Source organism: Janthinobacterium sp. HH102 (assembly GCF_001758625.2).
Taxonomy (GTDB): Bacteria; Pseudomonadota; Gammaproteobacteria; order Burkholderiales; family Burkholderiaceae_D; genus Janthinobacterium.
This window is the reverse complement of the sequence record NZ_CP062062.1, coordinates 2,649,184-2,664,863: the sequence shown is the minus strand read 5'-3', so window position 1 is coordinate 2,664,863 and position 15,680 is coordinate 2,649,184. Positions and strand designations below refer to the sequence as shown.

Sequence of the window (15,680 nt, the reverse complement as noted above, 5' to 3'; positions counted from 1 at the left end):
TGAACAGCGCGTGCTGTAAAAGCCGACATTATACGGCCTACCCCCCGCATCAACGGGCTTTTTTCCCCATCATTATCAAGGCCGGCGAATAATCTCGATGGTGCTGTGGACGATTTCCTCGTGGATGCCGATGCGCGCGCGCAGTTCGGCGGCCGTCAATGCGGCATCGCGGCTGACGACGGACAAGGCGCACGAATACAGCTGCTTGCCGACTCGCCACACGTGCAGGTCGACGATGCGCGGCGTGTCGCCGGCGCTTTCCATTTCCACCGCTTCGCGGATTTCATCCACCACGGGGTGGTCCATCTCGCGGTCCAGCAAGACCTTGCCCGTGTCCAGCATCAGCTTTTTCGCCCACAGCGCCACCAGCACGGCGCCCGCGATACCCATCACGGGATCGAGCCACTGCCAGCCGTAAGCCCACGCGCCGGCCAGCGCCACGATGGCCAGCACGGACGTGGCCGCGTCGGCCAGCACGTGGATGTACGCGGCCTTCATGTTCAGGTCTTCGCCATGGCCATGGTGGTCGTGGTGCCCGTGATGGTCATGATGGTCGTGGCCATGATGGTGGTCATGGTCGTGGTGGCCGCCGAGGATCAGCGCGCACACGAGGTTGACCGCCAGGCCGAAGGCCGCCACCGCCATCGCCTGCGGATAGTGGATGGGCTGCGGCGAGAACAGGCGCTCGACGGAAGCGGCCACCATCAGCACGGCCACGCCCAGCAGCAGGATGGCGCTCGTGTAGCCGGCCAGCACCTCGATCTTCCACGTGCCGAAGGCAAAGCGGGGGTCGCGCGCATAGCGGCGCGCCGCCGCATACGCAAACGCGGCCAGGCCGATGGCCAGCGCGTGTGAACTCATATGCCAGCCGTCGGCCAGCAGGGCCATGGAGTTGTACCACCAGCCGGCGACGATTTCCAGCACCATGGTGGCCAAGGTGATCCACATGACGATGCGCGCGCGGCGTTCCGCCTTGTCGCTGGCGGCACCGAAGACGTGTTCGTGCTGCCAGGCGGAGAGGTCTTCGCTCAGGGATTGCGTTTTCATGACGATCTCCTTATTTGAGGTAGGTGCGCAGGATACCCGCGATGTCGTCGGCGCCCCTGGCCCGCTCTTCGCCGGAGAGATCAGGACTGGCCACGTGCTCGCGCAAGTGCTCCTCGATCACTTCGGCCATCAGGCCATTGACGGCGCCGCGCACGGCGGCGATCAGCTGCAGCACTTCGCCGCAGTCGCGGCCCTCTTCCAGTCCCCGCTCCAGGCCTTCCACCTGGCCGCGGATGCGCTTGACGCGATTGAGCAGCCTGGTCTTGTTGTGCGCCGTGTGGCCCATGATTCACCCCGATAAATACTATAGGGGGGTATACTATCAGAAAGCGCCATGGCGAAGAGCCTATCCCAGTAGATGAATACATCTCTTGCAAGCGCCCCTCAGAAGCGGGGACTGCGTTGTTCGTCGTCGCGTGGCTCGCCACGCGTCCTCCTCGCGCCTTGTCCGCGCTCCTGATGTGCTGCTTGCAAAAGACGCTCCCTACTGGGATAGGCTCTAAGTCAACAAGGCATACCCGCCTCAGGGAACGGGCGCGATCTTCTGCAGCTTGCTGGCCAGCGAAGCGTCGGACAATTCGCCCAGGTGCGTATCGGCCAGCCGCCCCTGCGCGTCATAAAACAGGGTGGTGGGCAGGGCCGAGGAACCGGCCGCCTTGCCCAGCGCCGCCTCGTCGTCGAGCACCACATTGCGCAGGGTCGCGCCGCTCCTGTCCAGGAAAGCGATGGCGGCGGCCGCATCCTCGCGCTGGTTCGCGTACACGAAGACGATATCGGCGCGCGCCTGCTGTGCGGCGGCCAGCACGGGCATCTCGCGCCGGCATGGCGGGCACCAGCTGGCCCACAGGTTGACCACCATGGGCTTGCCACCGGCCAGCGCCGCCAGGCTGGTGGAGGTGCCGTCGAGCGCATGCAGGGCCACGGCCGGCAAGGCCGCCGGCTTGTCGTACGCCAGCCCCAGCCCTGCGCTCAACACGCCCCAGGCCAGCGCACCGCAGGCCACGCTGATGGCCAGCGGCCGGCGCATGAGCGCCATGGCGGGACCCCGGCAGCGCCACGCGGCGATGGCCAGCGCGGCCGCGATGCCAGCCGGCGCCAGGAAGCCGCCGTCGCGGATATTGAGGATGGCCCCGGGCGCGGCCAGATACTGTTCGTGCCAGCGCAGCACGAACGCCACGCGCGCCCCCAGCAGGCCGGCGATCAGCATGTCGGAAACGAGGGGGCCGGCGTCCGGCAGCCGGCGGTGCTTCCGCAGCCACCACGCCGCGCCGTAGGCGACGCACAGGGAAACGAACAACAGGACCAGGCCCGTGGGCAGGGCCAGGGGACCGATTTGCAGGGACAGCATGGGCGCTCGCTATAACATCGAATGGGTGGCCATTCTGCCCCATGCGGATTAAGCAGGCGTTAATCCGGCATCAAAAATCGGCCAGCGCCTCCTTGCGCACGAAATGCATGGCTTGCGGCTGGTCCACCAGCACGCACTGCTTGCCCGTGCGCTTGCAATGGTCATGCACGCGCCAGTAGGCATCGTGGCTGACGCAGCCCGTCTGGCAAATCACCAGATCGGCCGCCACCAGACCGGCTTCCAGCGCCGCCGCGTCGTCGGCGCCGTCATCGCCGCCCGCATGGTGCAGGAAGCGCCCGCCGGCCTGCTCGATGGCCAGCTGCGCCACGTTGGCGCCGGCCGCGTGCTGGCCCGGTGCCAGACTTGAATAATTGCCCACATACAGCACGGCTTTTTCGCGCACGTCGGCCTGCAAGGATGGCGCCGGCAGCCACTGCAGGCGCAGCAGCTCGCGCATCAGGTCCTGCACGCGCTCGCTGAGCCACTCGACCCGGCGGGCCAGCCGGGCTCGCGTCGGCAAGCCCGGCACGCTGGCCGCCAGTTCGGCCAGTTCATCGCGCGCCAGCGCCAGCCTGGAATCGCGGATCACGACCTGCGCCCGCGCGCGCATCAATTCCGACTCCAGCTGCGTGATGCGGGCCGCCTGCGCCGCCAGCTGCGCACTGCAACGCGCCTGCGCCCGCCCATATTCGCCCATCAGTACGCGATGCTCGTGCGCGATCGCGTCCTCGTTGCCATACACACTGCCCATCATGCCCTCCTTCACTACCCGTGGCGCCATGGCGCCAGCCCATTGCACCCCCATAGCGCTGAATTATAAATGAGAATCATTATTATTTGTGTATGCACGTGCACGCAGCAGGGATATGCGAAGGCGACCGGCTTCACGCGGCCGGCGGGCAGGACAGCATGCGTTTCCAGACATCGTCCTGCACTTGCCGCACCTGCCGCAGGGCATCGGGGCCGCGATAGATATCCAGCGTGTTCGGCCACGCGATATCGATGAACAACTGCCGTACCGGATCGATCAGCAGCGACTGCCCCACATAGTTCCCCTTGATCTCACCCTTGTTGACGGCCAGCAGGCGCGCGCCGCCCGCAAGCGCCCGCTCGTCCAGCGCCACGCCGCTGCGCTCGGCCACGTCGCGCAGCCAGCGCTCGCGCCAGCGCGCCTGCTCCGCGAACTGTCCCTGTGGCGGCCGGTCCAGCTTGACGACGGCCGCCACGGGGCCGCCTGTGCCCGCCTGCAGCGAAAAGCCCATGCGTTCCTGCAGTTCGACCGTGTAGGCCTCCCCCTTGACGTCGATCTGGTAGCGCCCCGCCCCGTCCTGTACCAGCAGGTCGGCCTGATGGTAGGCAGGTTTGACGCAATTGGCGTACTGATAGGCGAGCACATCGAGGAATGGTGGTGCGGCCGGGGTGGACGCCGCCATGGCGGGCGACAGGCTGGCCCATAAGGCCGCTGCGGCCGCGTATTTGATCTTGCTCATGCTTGCTCCGGTTCACGTAAAAGACGATGACGGCCGAAAAATACCTGCGGCACGCCATCGAGTCGCTCATGGTAGCTATTTTGAATATTTCTTTCTGGCACACGATTCAATTGAATCACGCTTGTTGAATCACTATTTCTAGTATGTAATCTTGCAAACAAGTCATTACATCAACTGCCAGTACGTTTCCCTCATCACACGGAGTCCCAGGCAATGTCCGCATTTTTCCATGTAAACGCATCTTCCTTACGCGTCGATCACGACGGCAGCCAGACAAGATGAACAAACGCCCATTCACCGAGCGGCGCCGCCAGCAATTTCTGGATGAAGAACTGTATGTCAAAACGCGCAGCAATCAATTTGCGCTGATTGCAGGAGGACTGGAAAACAAAAAGGTCGCCGACTCAGCGCAGGAAAATGCTTCCGTCCATCATTTTTTGTATTTAGAAGAACTCTGGATCTGGATGCTCGACTATACGGCGGGCGAGTCCATCGAGGCCTTGGCGCCGCGCATCGCGGGCATCGTGGATAAGTTTGAAGAATGGAATGCGGTCGATCAACTCTATCAGCAGGATGCGGCGCTTGAGTTTCCAGAGTTTGGGCCCTACGAATATGAGGGAGCACCAGAGTTTTACGTCCTGTCCGACTATGAGGACACCTTGCAACTGCTCAGCATTGCCATCCTGCTGCGCGATCACCGTTCGGTGCTGCGCATCATCCACGTGCTGCGCAGCCACCGTGGCCGCGATGGCCTGTTCGAGCAATTGATCGACGGATATGTGGAGGATGGACAAGCACTCGACGCCTGCATCATCGCCAGGCCCTATGACACCCTGCTGCAAGTGTTCTATGAGGAGGATGAGGACGCTACCTTGGCCCTGCTCCAGAAATACCTGAAACAGTGGTATCCGGCCATGCGACATCATCCGCGCTGGTACAACGAGCATCTCAATATCAGCGAAGAAGGCTATGCCGGCTACTACGGCTACTGGGCATTCGAAGCGGGAGCGACGGTTTTCCTGCTCGACCTGGACGATAGCCAGGCCGCGCATCTGGTGTACCCCAGGGATCTGGTCGACTATGCGCGACGGCTACGCAAGGAAGGCCGCTACACCAGCGAAGTTACATGGCCGCAACCATAATCAGCAAGGGGCAAGGATGCAGACGCTGAACGAGCGGGATTTTTTGGCCCGGCGCAGGGAAGCGCGGTTGTCCTATGCTATCTACCTTAAAAGCAAGGAAAGCCAGGATGAGTGCTACGACATGGTGGCAGCCGGTTTGCAACAGCCGGCGCACGTGCTGCAACATATTCCACCAGAAAATTTCATGACGGCCACGCGCCAGCGGGCCTTGGATGGCGTCGACCAGCTAGCCCTCGCCTACAGCGCCGGTCACGCGCTGGATGAGTTGCGCGCCGCGTACTCCACGATACTCGCTTACTGGCTGGCGTTTGCCCGCTATGACATGGCATTTGACGCTCAGGCCGGCGAAGCCGAACAGGGATTTCCCCACTTCGCCCTGCCCGGCGACGGCTACGAGCAGGTCAACCGCATGGTCTGCCTAGGCATTTTGCTGGGCTGCGGCAGTTTGCTGCCCCGGCTGGCGCCCGTCATCGATTTCAATAACCATGAAAAGGATGGCTTGCTGGAGCGGCTGCTGGCATGCTTCGTCGCCGGCAGGGATGCCGCCTGGCCAAAGTGCACGCGCCATCTGCCCTACGTCAATACACTCAAGATATTCGCGGCAGAAAAAGATGCCCGTCCTGCGCTGATGCACGCTTATCTGCAGCAATGGTATGCAGCCAGCCGCCGCGAGCCCTATTACGACAGCCACCGGCGCGACACCTCGTTCTGGGGCTACTGGTCCTGGGAAGCGGCCGCCATCACCTGCGTGCTCGATATCGATGACAGCGGCTATCGCGGCGCGCCCTTCTATCCGGCCGACCTCGTGGCGTTCTGCCGGATGAAAGGGATCGCCCCCGGCGCCACTGCGGCAACGCAGGACACGCAGCAACAACGACTGGACGAAGCATGAAAACCAGCACTGCCATCGCCACCGGCATCGCCATCGTTGCCGGACTCTGCTTTGCCATGCCCACGCTGTGGCGTGTCGCCACCAATCCCTTTCCGGGCATTTATTCCATCATCGACCCCGTCACTGGCGAGACCAAGGATGTCCTGAAAGTAAAATCGCTGCTGGGCGAGTACGTGGTACTCGCGCGCTTTGGCGGCCATGGTCCATGGACGGGCCCCATCTACGCCAAAGTCATGGGCAACGGCGACAGCTACGCGTCACCGCCACTGTTTCAGCAAGACCGCATGGTCAGCGCGCTATCGCTGGACGAGATCGGCTACCTCTACCACACGCCGGGCAACAGCGACTCGCGCGTCGGCCCGTCCGATACCGGCTATATCAGCAGTATCGCGAGCTTCGGCATTACCCCCCTGTTCCACCGGCCCCTGCTTGCGGGCGGCAACGAGCGCGGTGAGCGGGGCTTGCACGCGTACACGCCCGGCGCCGGTGAGCGCAAGGTAACGGTCAGTACCTTGAACTACAGTCCGCGCATGATACAGGTGGGCATCAGTTCCGTCGGCGATCCCGACAACGCTGTCGATACCGATCCACTGAGTTCTTACATGAGCAGCGCCGCCAGCTGCTGCTTCTACCTGCCGGCGCAGGCCGCAGCGCCGTTGCAGGTCAAGCTCGAATATCGCTGGCTGCCCAAGGGCAAGCCTGAAGTGCTGGCCGTGACCTTGCCAGCCAACAGCGACGCCGACGAACTGCTGATACTGGTGCAGGCGGATGGCAGCATGAGCGTGGAATTTCGCGCCCCCGGCAAGGACCTGGATCTGACGCCCGAGGGCGTCAGATCCATCAATGGCAAGCCGTATCCGCTGCCACCGGCCGCCGAGCGCAAGGCGCGCCTGGCTGCGGAACTGGCGCGAAGAAAACGCTTCTTGAAAGATATGTACAGGCTGCGGGACAAAGGCACGGGCGAATCTGTCGAGATGGCATATCAGCTGCGCTACCTGATCGACGAGTACGAGAAAACCATCACCTATCTGGAAACGTTTTCCGCATGCACAGGTACCTTGGCAACGTGCGACAAGCAAGCCACGGCAGCGGCCCGCGCGCCATAGCGCAGCCACGCCCAGGAAACGCCAAGCTGAACGGCGTCCTGACCGCCAGCCAGCCTGTCAGCGGCCCGGATGCGCGGGCGCCGCCAGCGCGCTGGCAGCGCCGCCCGCATCGAGCTTGAACACGCCCACTTCCCGCACCAGGCTGGCCGCCTGCTCTTCCAGGCTGCCGGCGGCGGCCGCCGCTTCCTCGACCAGGGCGGCGTTCTGCTGCGTGACCTCATCCATCTGCGTGATGGCCTGGTTGACCTGTTCGATGCCCAGGCTCTGTTCCTGGCTGGCGGCGGCGATTTCGCTCATCAAGTCGACCACCTGCTTCACGGATGCCACGATCTTGTCCATCGTGGCGCCCGCCTCGTCCACCAGCTTGCTGCCCGCGTCGACGCGCTCGACCGAATCGCCGATCATGGCCTTGATTTCGCGCGCGGCACTGGCCGAACGTTGCGCCAGGCTGCGCACTTCGCTGGCGACGACGGCGAAGCCGCGTCCCTGCTCGCCCGCCCTGGCAGCCTCTACCGCTGCGTTCAAGGCCAGGATATTCGTCTGGAAAGCGATGCTGTCGATCACGTCGACGATATCGACGATCTTGCGCGAGCTGGCATTGATGGCGCCCATGGTATCGACCACGCGCCCGACCACCTGTCCGCCCTGCACGGCAAATTCCGACGCCGACACCACCAGCTGGTTCGCCTGCCGCGCATTGTCGGCATTCTGCTTTACCGTGCTGGTCAGCTCCTTCATCGCGGACGCCGTTTCTTCCAGCGAACTGGCTTGCGCCTCCGTGCGCGATGACAGATCGAAATTGCCGGCCGCGATTTCGCGCGAAGCAATAGTGATGCTTTGCGTGCTGCTGCGCACCTGGCCCACGGTGTGCGACAGGCTGCCATTCATCGCTTCGAGGGCCTGCAGCAATTGACCAGGCTCGTCGGAAAAGCGCTTGTCTACACGATTGCTCAAGTCGCCGGCCGCCACCCTCTGCGCGGCCAGCAACGCCTCCTGCAAGGGGCCGGTAATGCTGCGGCTGATCAGCAAGGCGCCGGCGATGCTGACGCCCAGCGATGCCAGCAGCAAGCCCGCCAGCAGCACGGTTGCCGAGCGTGCCTTGTCGGCCGATTCGGTCTCGAACGCGGCCGAGCGCTTGCTGGTCATGTCGACCACGCGGTTGATGGCCGCCAGATGGCTGTCGTAGCTGGCGGCCATGGCCGCCATGGCAGTGGCCACGCCCGCCTTGTCCTGCCCCTGCAGCGCCGGGATGAAGCGCGTGAATGCCGTCTCATAGAATGCCACGGCAGGGGCATGCGCCTGCGTCAGCAAGGCTTCGGCGATATCGTGATCGAGATCCTGGGTACGCCAGAACTGATGGCGCGTGTCGTACTCGGCCTTCAAGGTTTTCAGGCGTTCGACCAGCTTGTCTTGCGCGCTTCTGTCTTCGGACGCCATCAGCTGGAAGGCGACCAGATACGATTCGAGGATGTATTCCGGCGGCGGCAGCACGTCGGCCACCAGGTCCTTGCCCTGTACGATGCGGTGATATACGGGACCGTTGACCTTCAGTTCGTGCAACACGCGCAGCGACCAGCCGCCATACACGATCAGGCCCAGCGAAAAGATGGCGACCAACAAGGCCAGCCGGCGCGACAGTTTGACTTGGCGAAGCAGCTGCATGTGCGTACCCCCTCGTTTATCCGGACCATGCCGTCAATGCCGCCGGCATAGGCCGCGCTGGCCAGTATGAAATTTCTGCGCGGCATTTGTGGATTATGCAACTTTTTAAGGGGATTGGGCTGAATGCGGTGAAAAAGAATCTCTTGCTGAGCAAAGGCTGGCGCAGGCGCCCGCAGAGGCCGGCGCAGGCGCTGGCCGCTACTGCCTGAGATGAGGGGACGGCGTTGGCCGCGCAGCGGCCAACGGGGCCGCGCGGGCGCGGCAGATGGGCGATTCGGAGAGCCTGCGCGCCCTTCAGGGCGCTCCGTCTTCGAATCCCACCGTTCCGTCCAGACAAATAAAAAAGCCTCCCGCAGGGGAGGCTTTTTTATTTGATTCTGGCGGAGACGGTGTCCGCCTAATTGGCGTCCGGCAAATGCCGCTAGACCCCTCTACGCCCTTGAATTCATGAGTTTTTTTTGCCAATTAGTCCGCTTGGTGTCGCTTGAGTGCGGTAAAATCCGTGCTTGATATGTGGGTAGGAATGGGGGTAGGCAATGGCACGCACGGTCGAAAAATTGACAGCGTTGGCAGTAAGCAAGGCAAAAACACCAGGCTATTTCGGCGACGGCGCCGGCCTGTACCTGCAGGTGTCGAAGACTGGCACGAAGAGCTGGATCTTCCGCTACACGCGGGAGCGTAAGCAGCGCGAAATGGGCCTTGGAGCCGTGCACACGGTAACCCTGGCCGAGGCGCGCGGCAAGGCGCGAGATTGCCGGGCGCTGCTGCTGGAAGGAAAAGACCCACTGGATACTCGCGCGGCCGACAAGCTGACCGATGCGCTGGACCGCGCTCGGGCCATCACGTTCAACCAATGCGCCGGCGCCTACATCGCAGCGCACCGTGGCAGCTGGAAGAACGCCAAACACGCGGAGCAGTGGGAGAACACACTGGCGACTTACGCCGCGCCGTTTATTGGTGACTTGCCTGTGGCCGCCGTCGATACCGGCCTGGTGGTTAAGGTGCTCAGCCCTATCTGGCAGGAAAAGACGGAGACAGCCACCAGGTTGCGGGGCCGCATCGAGAGCATTCTGGACTGGGCGACCGTCAGCAAGTACCGCATGGGCGAAAACCCGGCCCGTTGGCGCGGCCACCTAGATAACCTGCTGGCGGATCCCGGCAAGCTGGGGCGGGTGAAGCACCACCCTGCCCTGCCGTGGCAGGATGTGGGCGAGTTCATGAAAGATCTGCGCCAGCGCGAAGGCATGTCAGCGCGCGCCGTGGAATTTGCGATCCTAACCGCAGCCCGATCTGGCGAGGTTCGTGGCGCCGTATGGGAGGAGATTGACCTGGACTGTGCCCTGTGGACCATACCGGCTATGCGCATGAAGGCCGGGCGAGAGCACCGTATTCCGCTGTCGACCGAGGCGATTACTCTGCTCAAGCAGATGCCGCGCGTGGAGAAGCATGTTTTTCCAGGGAGCAAAAAGGCAACACCACTATCTGATATGAGCCTGACGGCGGTGTTGCGCAGGATGAATCGGCACGATATCACCGTGCACGGCTTCCGGTCGACGTTCCGCGACTGGTGCTCCGAATCGGTTGCAAACTCGTTCCCGCGCGAGGTTTGTGAGCATGCGCTGGCGCACAGCTTGCCAGATAAGGTCGAGGCAGCGTATCGCCGGGGCGACTTGCTGGAGAAACGCATCCTGCTGATGCAGGTCTGGTCGAACTACTGCAACTCCGTCCCAGTCGTCGCGAGCGTGACAGCCATCCACGGGGCATCAGTGTAGGCTTGCAATCTTTTTTTGCATTTTCCTACGGTTTTTCTTATTTTCCAACGCAATCAAATTTCAGCGCTTCCACTGCGCAGGGCCAGTTCGGGCTGCGACCGCTTTTTCCAGATCCGCTTGAGTGGTGATCACTGAAATCTCTGTTTCTCCATCAAGTGGCGCCAGTACTCGTCCAGGCCGCTGATCTGCCACAATCTCCGCACCCCAAGCCATTGCTACATGAGCCTTGGTCATGGGGTTGATTTCAAATCCACGGACCCGCAACATCCCATCCCCCACCCACACAATGGCAGCGTCATACAAAGTCGGAAGTATGGAGTCTCCGCCGCCGATTGGCCACAAATTCGCCACACGCACGGTTCGCCCGAAGTCTTTTTCATAGCCCTCATTCATCGAAAACTTACCTACGGCCGTATAGCGCAAGGTAATTTCCCTGTGCCGAGGCAAGGGCACACCTTGATCGGAATATAATTTTGCTGCTATTACAAGCACGGCAACACCTCAATATACTGTATATCCATACAGTATATCCAAACTTTGAGGGCTGTAAAGTAAACATCGGCCGAGCGTGCAGACGTCTGCACGCCCGGCCGCCTGGACTTAGAACAATCCAGCTGGCTCGGCTGCCTTATCCCAGCTGTAAATAATCAGTTCGCTGCGCTCGACTGCCTTACCACCTCCGCCCACGTTGTACTGAATGCCGGTTGTATCCATCTGGAAGTCGGTAAACACACGCCGGATGTCAGGGTGGTCATTCAGGCTCAAGATGGCCTTGCCTTTCAGCCTGGCCATCAGCTCGGCCATCTTCTCGTACTGGGCAAATTCAAACTCCACGCCATACCCGGCCGTCTCCCAGTACGGCGGGTCCAGGTAAAACAGAGTATGCGGCCGATCGTAGCGCTCCATGCACTTGTACCAGTCCAAGTTTTCGATGTAGGCGCTAGAAAGACGCAGGTGCGCGGCCGACAGGTTCTCCTCGATGCGCAGCAGGTTGAGCGGCGGCGCGGTCGTGGCCGTGCCCCAATTCTGCCCGTCGACCTTGCCGCCGAAGGCATGCTGCTGCAAGTAGAAGAAGCGCGCCGCGCGCTGCAGGTCCGTCAGTGTATGCGGAGGCGTGTCCTGCAGCCACTTGAACACCTCGCGGCTCGACAGCGCCCACTTGAACTGGCGCACGAATTCCTCCAGGTGGCACTTCACGACGCGATACAGGTTGATCAGTTCTCCGTTGACGTCGTTCAGCACTTCGACCTCGGCCGGCGGCCGCATGAAGTACAGCGCGGCGCCGCCGGCGAAAACCTCGACGTAGCAAGTGTGAGGCGGAAATTGCGGGATGATGCGGTCAGCCAGGCGTCGTTTGCCGCCGATCCAAGGGATGATGGGTAATGCCAAAATGTGTACCTCCTAGTGGTAAAGTTGAATTCCTCCCATGAAGCAATCCAAGCCCACTCACCAGGCTTCACCGGCTGATTGCCGCTGTTAGCGCAGCGACAATCAGCGCTCTGCTTTTTCATCTGGCAGAATACAGCCCGCAATTACTGCCTCCAGTTCCACTTCATACTTCCGGCCGTGCGGCCAGTCCCGTGCCAGCGCCAGGACGATCTCGCCATCCGTTACAGCTGGTGCCAGCTGGTCGAATTCGTAGACCGGGCGCTGCGGCACCTCCTTTACGCATGGTGTGAAGACGGGAACTTCGACTCGCTGCACCGCCGGCGGCGCGCTGGTGCAGCCTACAAGCAGCAAGGCCATGGCCAAACATGCCAATTTGGTCAAGTTGAAGGTTTCCTTTTTCATCGCACGCCCTCCAGGATCTGCCTGACGGCCGGCATGGCCTCGTCGCAGGTCGTTGCACGCACGCCAACGACCTTCGCCAGGGCCGCGTCGTATTTCTTGCCATTGGCAGCTGCCGCCGCCTGCGCCGCGGCGCCGCGCTCCTGCGCCGCCAGGGTTGCCTTGGCCATGCCATCGATGGCGCGGTTTTGCTCGCCGATCGAGGCCCGCAGCGCAGCGGTGACGCCCTGCTCCAGCACCAGCGCCGCGCGCGCGGTGTCACGGTCGCTGGCGGCCAGCCACCAGCCGGTACCGGTGGAGCTGGCAACAGCCAGCAGAACACCGGCCAGGACAATGGCCGCCGCCTTCCAGATTCCGCTGACGGCGGCGCCCGCCAGCGCGCCCAGGGCGCTCATACGATGCCCGCCACGTAGCTGACGCCGCCGCCGGCGAACTTGGCCGTCAGCACCTGGCGCCGCGGCGCGCTGGCCGACAGCGCGATGTGCACCCATGTGCCCTCGTAGATCAGCTGGTCGAAGGCGATATCGCTTTGCCGGATCAGCAGGGCCAGCGCCTTGGGCGCCAGCTTGGCCGTGCTGATATCGGCGGCCAGGCCCAGCACGTGCGCACTGCTGGCCGCGCCGCCCACGGCCTTGTTCAGCGCCGGCGAGCGGTAGCCGCTGGAAATGGCGATGGGCGCGCCGACCAGCGCGCGCACCTGCTCGAGCAGCGCGGCCAGGCGCGTGAGGTTGGCGACGATGGCGGGTGCAGGCGCGTTGTCGATGCCCTGGCGGGTGGCCACCTGCGAGGCGACCAGCTCGGCCAGACCGAAATGTGGGCTCAGGTTCACAGGCCACCCCGCACGTCCTTGACGATGGCGGCCGCGTCGCGTGCCAGCTCTCCGATGTCCTTGTCCTTGCGCTTGTCGAGCCAGCGCACCGTGGCGCCCAGCACCCACCAGGCGGGCAAGCCGGCGGCCACCATCAGCGGCGCAGCGATGAACAGGAAGCCCAGGGCCGGGTCGCTGCCGTACAGCACGGCGACGGCGCGCGCGCTGTCGAACAGACTTGGCGCCCAGTTGCGCACGACCACGACCAAGGCCGGACCCATCAGGGCGGAAAAGAGAATGGTGACGAAGAAGCGTACGCCCGCTTCCTTGGCTGTTTTTGGCCACATGAACATGAATCCCAGTGAAGTTGCGGCAGCGCCGGCCAGGACCGGAATGCCAAAAATTTTGATCAGTGCGCCGCCGGCGGCGGTTGTTTCGATGGCCATGTAGTGCCTTTCAGGTGGTGGAAATGAAAAAGCCGCCCGGAGGCGGCTAGATTGCTGTAAGTCAACGACGTAAAATTACGGAACTGCGCTTTCCAAGGCGGCGAGCCGGGCCTCGATTGCGGCCTGGCGCGCTTCGAAACCTGCCGCGATAAACTGATTCAACTCGTCGTAGCGGAATGCGTACCGGTCACCGGCGGGAATCGTTTCCGTCCATGCTGCCTGCATTTCCCGGTCGTCTGTCGCCTCGATGGCCGCATGCTCGATGGTTCCTCCCTGCCACGAGTCGTAGCAGATGAATCCATATTTGAACGGGTCGAGACCGTACGATTCCATGATCTGTATCGCGGCCTGGACTGTCGGCCCGATATGTTCGCGGGCACCGTCTCCCTTCAACATTATTGCGGTTTTCCAGCGGTAGACTCCAATCGCTCGTGCCAGGTCAGCGGCTGCCGCGATCTCAGTGGGAGTGAGTACGCGAAACCTGTCTTTCTCGCGCGCATCAGACGTGATGGTCGGCGACACCGTGAAATATGAATTCGTCCAGCGGTAGCCCGAAGAACCGAAGGTTGCCGTAGCGTCGGTAATCGGCAGGACAGCTCCTGAATCGGCCCCCAACTGTAAGTAGTTAGTTGCTCTCAGCACTAGATTGGTGCCGCTGCCACCACTAATAACCCCCCCGCCATCTGTGCCGATGTACCCTGCGGGTGCACTAGTTCCCCCCCGAATAAATGCGAGGTACGACGAACTCGCCGAGGCCGAGCCGAGTGATCCCCAATTGGCCGCGCCGGAATTCAACGATAGCGACCCACCGCTATGCGACCAGGTACCAGTGGTGCTCGGACTTGCCGCATTCACCTTCAAATTGAGCGCTGCCTGTTGCAGGATCGACACCGGTTTGTTGGCATCGCTGGTGTTGTCGACGTTGGACAGTCCAGCATCAGCCTTGCTGCCTTTGGCTGCCTTTCCGTCCAACGCTGCCTGTTGCAGGATCGACACCGGTTTGTTGGCATCGCTGGTGTTGTCGACGTTGGACAGTCCAGCATCAGCCTTGCTGCCTTTGGCTGCCTTTCCGTCCAACGCTGCCTGTTGCAGGATCGACACCGGTTTGTTGGCATCGCTGGTGTTGTCGACGTTGCCGAGGCCAATGTCGCCTTTACTACCCGATGTAGCCACGGCCGCCAGGATCGGCTTGTTCAGGATCGCTTTGATGGAGCCGGGCATAGCGTTCCAGTCGACCTGAATTGGCTCCAGTTGCCCATTCGCCAACTGATTGAGCGCGTCGAGCCAGTCCGGCATGCCCGCGTAAAAAATGTCTGCCATTACAGCTCCTCGATATCAAGCGATGTTGCATAGGTTTGAAAATACGGTGTCGAGATGGCGGCCAGTTCAGCAAGGCGGCCGTACAGCTGGTGGGTTTGCTCGAGCTCGGGATCAGCATCGTCAGGAAACAGGCTCACCAGAATCGGCAGGCGCTTGCCGCTGCCGCGCACCAGGCGCCACACGGCGGCGCGATCCAGCGGGGTCATGTGCTCGAGCGGCAAAGACAACTTGCGGTAGGTGCTGCCAGCGGCAACCCGCTGCTCACCACCGGCCGTCCTGTAGAGCGTCGATGTGTCGAGCGGCGTCACGCTGGCGCCGTAGCTGGCGTTGTTCTCCGGCTCCCAGTAATTCCCCATCACCAAGCGCGAGCACTCGATGTAGCCGGCGGGATTGCCAGGGTCGGCGAGGTCGATCACAAAATGACGCGCGGTCTTGCGCGGGAACCAGGCCCGAGCATAGGCGCCGCCGCCAAACGAAAAGGCATTGACCGCCAGTGCCGTAGCGCCAAAGTCCCAGGCGCCCAGTGGTGCATAGGCGCAAGCCAGGATCAGGCCGGTATCAATCGCCGGCACGGCATCGCCTGGCGCGGTATAGCCGCGCACGCGCATTTTGGCATTCGAAGTCAGGTTGCAGAATGGCAGGACCACGCCGCCCAAGATCTCGCCCAGCGGCAGCGTCGCGGTGATGGTCAGGGTTGTGCCGACCGAGCGCAGCACTGCGGACTTGCGCCCGCGCTGCAGGTTGGCCGGGCCCAGCGCGCCGGCCTGGCTGGATGCAGAGAGCACGGCGCGGTCGCCAGCATTGTCGTAGATGATGCGCAGGTTGCTCATGGTGTCGCCAGCTCTTTGTGGGTCATGTC

At 62.6% G+C, this 15,680-nt stretch carries 18 protein-coding genes; 4 read left to right on the top strand and 14 right to left on the bottom strand.

Annotation, left to right across the window (positions count from 1 at the left end; all coding sequences use genetic code 11):
* Positions 1-75: 75 nt before the first annotated feature.
* The 5 genes from dmeF to JAB4_RS12200 form a co-directional block, all read right to left on the bottom strand.
* Positions 76-1,047 carry a CDF family Co(II)/Ni(II) efflux transporter DmeF gene (gene dmeF / locus JAB4_RS12220; protein WP_070218309.1) on the bottom strand — a complete coding sequence of 324 codons (972 nt, stop codon included), beginning with the start codon at positions 1,045-1,047 and terminating at the stop codon, positions 76-78.
* Positions 1,048-1,057: 10 nt separating this feature from the next.
* Positions 1,058-1,333 (bottom strand): metal/formaldehyde-sensitive transcriptional repressor, encoded by a 276-nt coding sequence (locus JAB4_RS12215; protein WP_070218310.1) that lies wholly within the window; start codon positions 1,331-1,333, stop codon positions 1,058-1,060.
* A gap of 237 nt (positions 1,334-1,570) precedes the next feature.
* The gene (locus JAB4_RS12210) at positions 1,571-2,395 is read right to left on the bottom strand and encodes a TlpA disulfide reductase family protein (protein WP_070221995.1); all 825 of its coding nucleotides are present in this window, start codon (positions 2,393-2,395) and stop codon (positions 1,571-1,573) included.
* Between the two features lie 70 nt (positions 2,396-2,465).
* Entirely contained in the window at positions 2,466-3,005 is a 540-nt protein-coding gene (locus tag JAB4_RS12205; protein WP_175444749.1) for a DUF2325 domain-containing protein, read from the bottom strand.
* Positions 3,006-3,279: 274 nt separating this feature from the next.
* Entirely contained in the window at positions 3,280-3,885 is a 606-nt protein-coding gene (locus JAB4_RS12200; protein WP_070221997.1) for a hypothetical protein, read from the bottom strand.
* 278 nt (positions 3,886-4,163) lie between these two features.
* Here JAB4_RS12200 and JAB4_RS12195 point away from each other — a divergent pair, with 278 nt between their 5' ends.
* From JAB4_RS12195 to JAB4_RS12185, 3 genes are read left to right on the top strand one after another with little or no spacing between them, the layout of a single operon-like run.
* A complete protein-coding gene (locus JAB4_RS12195; RefSeq protein WP_070300497.1) occupies positions 4,164-5,027 on the top strand; it encodes a PoNe immunity protein domain-containing protein in 864 nt (287 codons plus the stop codon).
* The gene (locus JAB4_RS12190) at positions 4,966-5,919 is read left to right on the top strand and encodes a PoNe immunity protein domain-containing protein (RefSeq protein ID WP_175444742.1); all 954 of its coding nucleotides are present in this window, start codon (positions 4,966-4,968) and stop codon (positions 5,917-5,919) included. Before JAB4_RS12195 ends, JAB4_RS12190 begins: the two co-directional genes overlap by 62 nt.
* On the top strand, positions 5,916-7,025 hold the full coding sequence (locus tag JAB4_RS12185) for a hypothetical protein (RefSeq protein WP_070222005.1): 1,110 nt from the start codon (positions 5,916-5,918) through the stop codon (positions 7,023-7,025). The genes JAB4_RS12190 and JAB4_RS12185 overlap by 4 nt, the downstream gene beginning before the upstream one ends.
* A gap of 57 nt (positions 7,026-7,082) precedes the next feature.
* On the opposite strand, the gene JAB4_RS12180 is transcribed toward JAB4_RS12185, so the two are convergent.
* Positions 7,083-8,687, bottom strand: coding sequence for a methyl-accepting chemotaxis protein (locus JAB4_RS12180; RefSeq protein WP_070222007.1), 1,605 nt, complete (start codon positions 8,685-8,687; stop codon positions 7,083-7,085).
* A 536-nt stretch (positions 8,688-9,223) separates the two neighbouring features.
* On the opposite strand from JAB4_RS12180, the gene JAB4_RS12175 reads away from it, so the two are divergent.
* Positions 9,224-10,459 carry a site-specific integrase gene (locus tag JAB4_RS12175; RefSeq protein ID WP_070222009.1) on the top strand — a complete coding sequence of 412 codons (1,236 nt, stop codon included), beginning with the start codon at positions 9,224-9,226 and terminating at the stop codon, positions 10,457-10,459.
* Between the two features lie 60 nt (positions 10,460-10,519).
* Here JAB4_RS12175 and JAB4_RS12170 read toward each other — a convergent pair whose 3' ends face one another.
* The 8 genes from JAB4_RS12170 to JAB4_RS12135 all read right to left on the bottom strand — a co-directional run bounded on the left by JAB4_RS12170 (position 10,520) and on the right by JAB4_RS12135 (position 15,651).
* Positions 10,520-10,882: a hypothetical protein gene (locus JAB4_RS12170; RefSeq protein ID WP_070308433.1), complete on the bottom strand. Its 363-nt coding sequence runs from the start codon at positions 10,880-10,882 to the stop codon at positions 10,520-10,522.
* A gap of 177 nt (positions 10,883-11,059) precedes the next feature.
* Positions 11,060-11,848, bottom strand: a complete 789-nt coding sequence (locus JAB4_RS12165; protein ID WP_070308432.1) for a DNA adenine methylase — start codon at positions 11,846-11,848, stop codon at positions 11,060-11,062.
* A 102-nt stretch (positions 11,849-11,950) separates the two neighbouring features.
* Positions 11,951-12,250, bottom strand: a complete 300-nt coding sequence (locus JAB4_RS12160) for a hypothetical protein (protein WP_070218206.1) — start codon at positions 12,248-12,250, stop codon at positions 11,951-11,953.
* Positions 12,247-12,642, bottom strand: coding sequence for a hypothetical protein (locus JAB4_RS12155; protein WP_070218205.1), 396 nt, complete (start codon positions 12,640-12,642; stop codon positions 12,247-12,249). Before JAB4_RS12155 ends, JAB4_RS12160 begins: the two co-directional genes overlap by 4 nt.
* On the bottom strand, positions 12,639-13,076 hold the full coding sequence (locus tag JAB4_RS12150; RefSeq protein WP_070218204.1) for a D-Ala-D-Ala carboxypeptidase family metallohydrolase: 438 nt from the start codon (positions 13,074-13,076) through the stop codon (positions 12,639-12,641). Before JAB4_RS12150 ends, JAB4_RS12155 begins: the two co-directional genes overlap by 4 nt.
* Positions 13,073-13,402 (bottom strand): hypothetical protein, encoded by a 330-nt coding sequence (locus tag JAB4_RS12145; protein WP_227742144.1) that lies wholly within the window; start codon positions 13,400-13,402, stop codon positions 13,073-13,075. The genes JAB4_RS12150 and JAB4_RS12145 overlap by 4 nt, the downstream gene beginning before the upstream one ends.
* A 174-nt stretch (positions 13,403-13,576) precedes the next feature.
* Positions 13,577-14,821, bottom strand: a complete 1,245-nt coding sequence (locus tag JAB4_RS12140) for a tail fiber domain-containing protein (RefSeq protein WP_193725213.1) — start codon at positions 14,819-14,821, stop codon at positions 13,577-13,579.
* On the bottom strand, positions 14,821-15,651 hold the full coding sequence (locus JAB4_RS12135) for a hypothetical protein (RefSeq protein WP_070221357.1): 831 nt from the start codon (positions 15,649-15,651) through the stop codon (positions 14,821-14,823). Before JAB4_RS12135 ends, JAB4_RS12140 begins: the two co-directional genes overlap by 1 nt.
* Positions 15,652-15,680 lie beyond the last annotated feature (29 nt).

Bases quoted from the DNA above. Each gene is read 5' to 3' on its own strand.
- JAB4_RS12140 (WP_193725213.1), bottom strand. From the start codon at position 14,821: ATGGCAGACATTTTTTACGCGGGCATGCCGGACTGGCTCGACGCGCTC.
- dmeF (WP_070218309.1), bottom strand. From the start codon at position 1,047: ATGAAAACGCAATCCCTGAGCGAAGACCTCTCCGCCTGGCAGCACGAA.
- JAB4_RS12190 (WP_175444742.1), top strand. From the start codon at position 4,966: ATGCGCGACGGCTACGCAAGGAAGGCCGCTACACCAGCGAAGTTACAT.
- JAB4_RS12175 (WP_070222009.1), top strand. From the start codon at position 9,224: ATGGCACGCACGGTCGAAAAATTGACAGCGTTGGCAGTAAGCAAGGCA.
- JAB4_RS12145 (WP_227742144.1), bottom strand. From the start codon at position 13,402: ATGTGGCCAAAAACAGCCAAGGAAGCGGGCGTACGCTTCTTCGTCACC.
- JAB4_RS12215 (WP_070218310.1), bottom strand. From the start codon at position 1,333: ATGGGCCACACGGCGCACAACAAGACCAGGCTGCTCAATCGCGTCAAG.
- JAB4_RS12195 (WP_070300497.1), top strand. From the start codon at position 4,164: ATGAACAAACGCCCATTCACCGAGCGGCGCCGCCAGCAATTTCTGGAT.
- JAB4_RS12185 (WP_070222005.1), top strand. From the start codon at position 5,916: ATGAAAACCAGCACTGCCATCGCCACCGGCATCGCCATCGTTGCCGGA.
- JAB4_RS12180 (WP_070222007.1), bottom strand. From the start codon at position 8,687: ATGCAGCTGCTTCGCCAAGTCAAACTGTCGCGCCGGCTGGCCTTGTTG.
- JAB4_RS12210 (WP_070221995.1), bottom strand. From the start codon at position 2,395: ATGCTGTCCCTGCAAATCGGTCCCCTGGCCCTGCCCACGGGCCTGGTC.
- JAB4_RS12205 (WP_175444749.1), bottom strand. From the start codon at position 3,005: ATGCGCGCGCGGGCGCAGGTCGTGATCCGCGATTCCAGGCTGGCGCTG.
- JAB4_RS12200 (WP_070221997.1), bottom strand. From the start codon at position 3,885: ATGAGCAAGATCAAATACGCGGCCGCAGCGGCCTTATGGGCCAGCCTG.
- JAB4_RS12135 (WP_070221357.1), bottom strand. From the start codon at position 15,651: ATGAGCAACCTGCGCATCATCTACGACAATGCTGGCGACCGCGCCGTG.
- JAB4_RS12160 (WP_070218206.1), bottom strand. From the start codon at position 12,250: ATGAAAAAGGAAACCTTCAACTTGACCAAATTGGCATGTTTGGCCATG.
- JAB4_RS12155 (WP_070218205.1), bottom strand. From the start codon at position 12,642: ATGAGCGCCCTGGGCGCGCTGGCGGGCGCCGCCGTCAGCGGAATCTGG.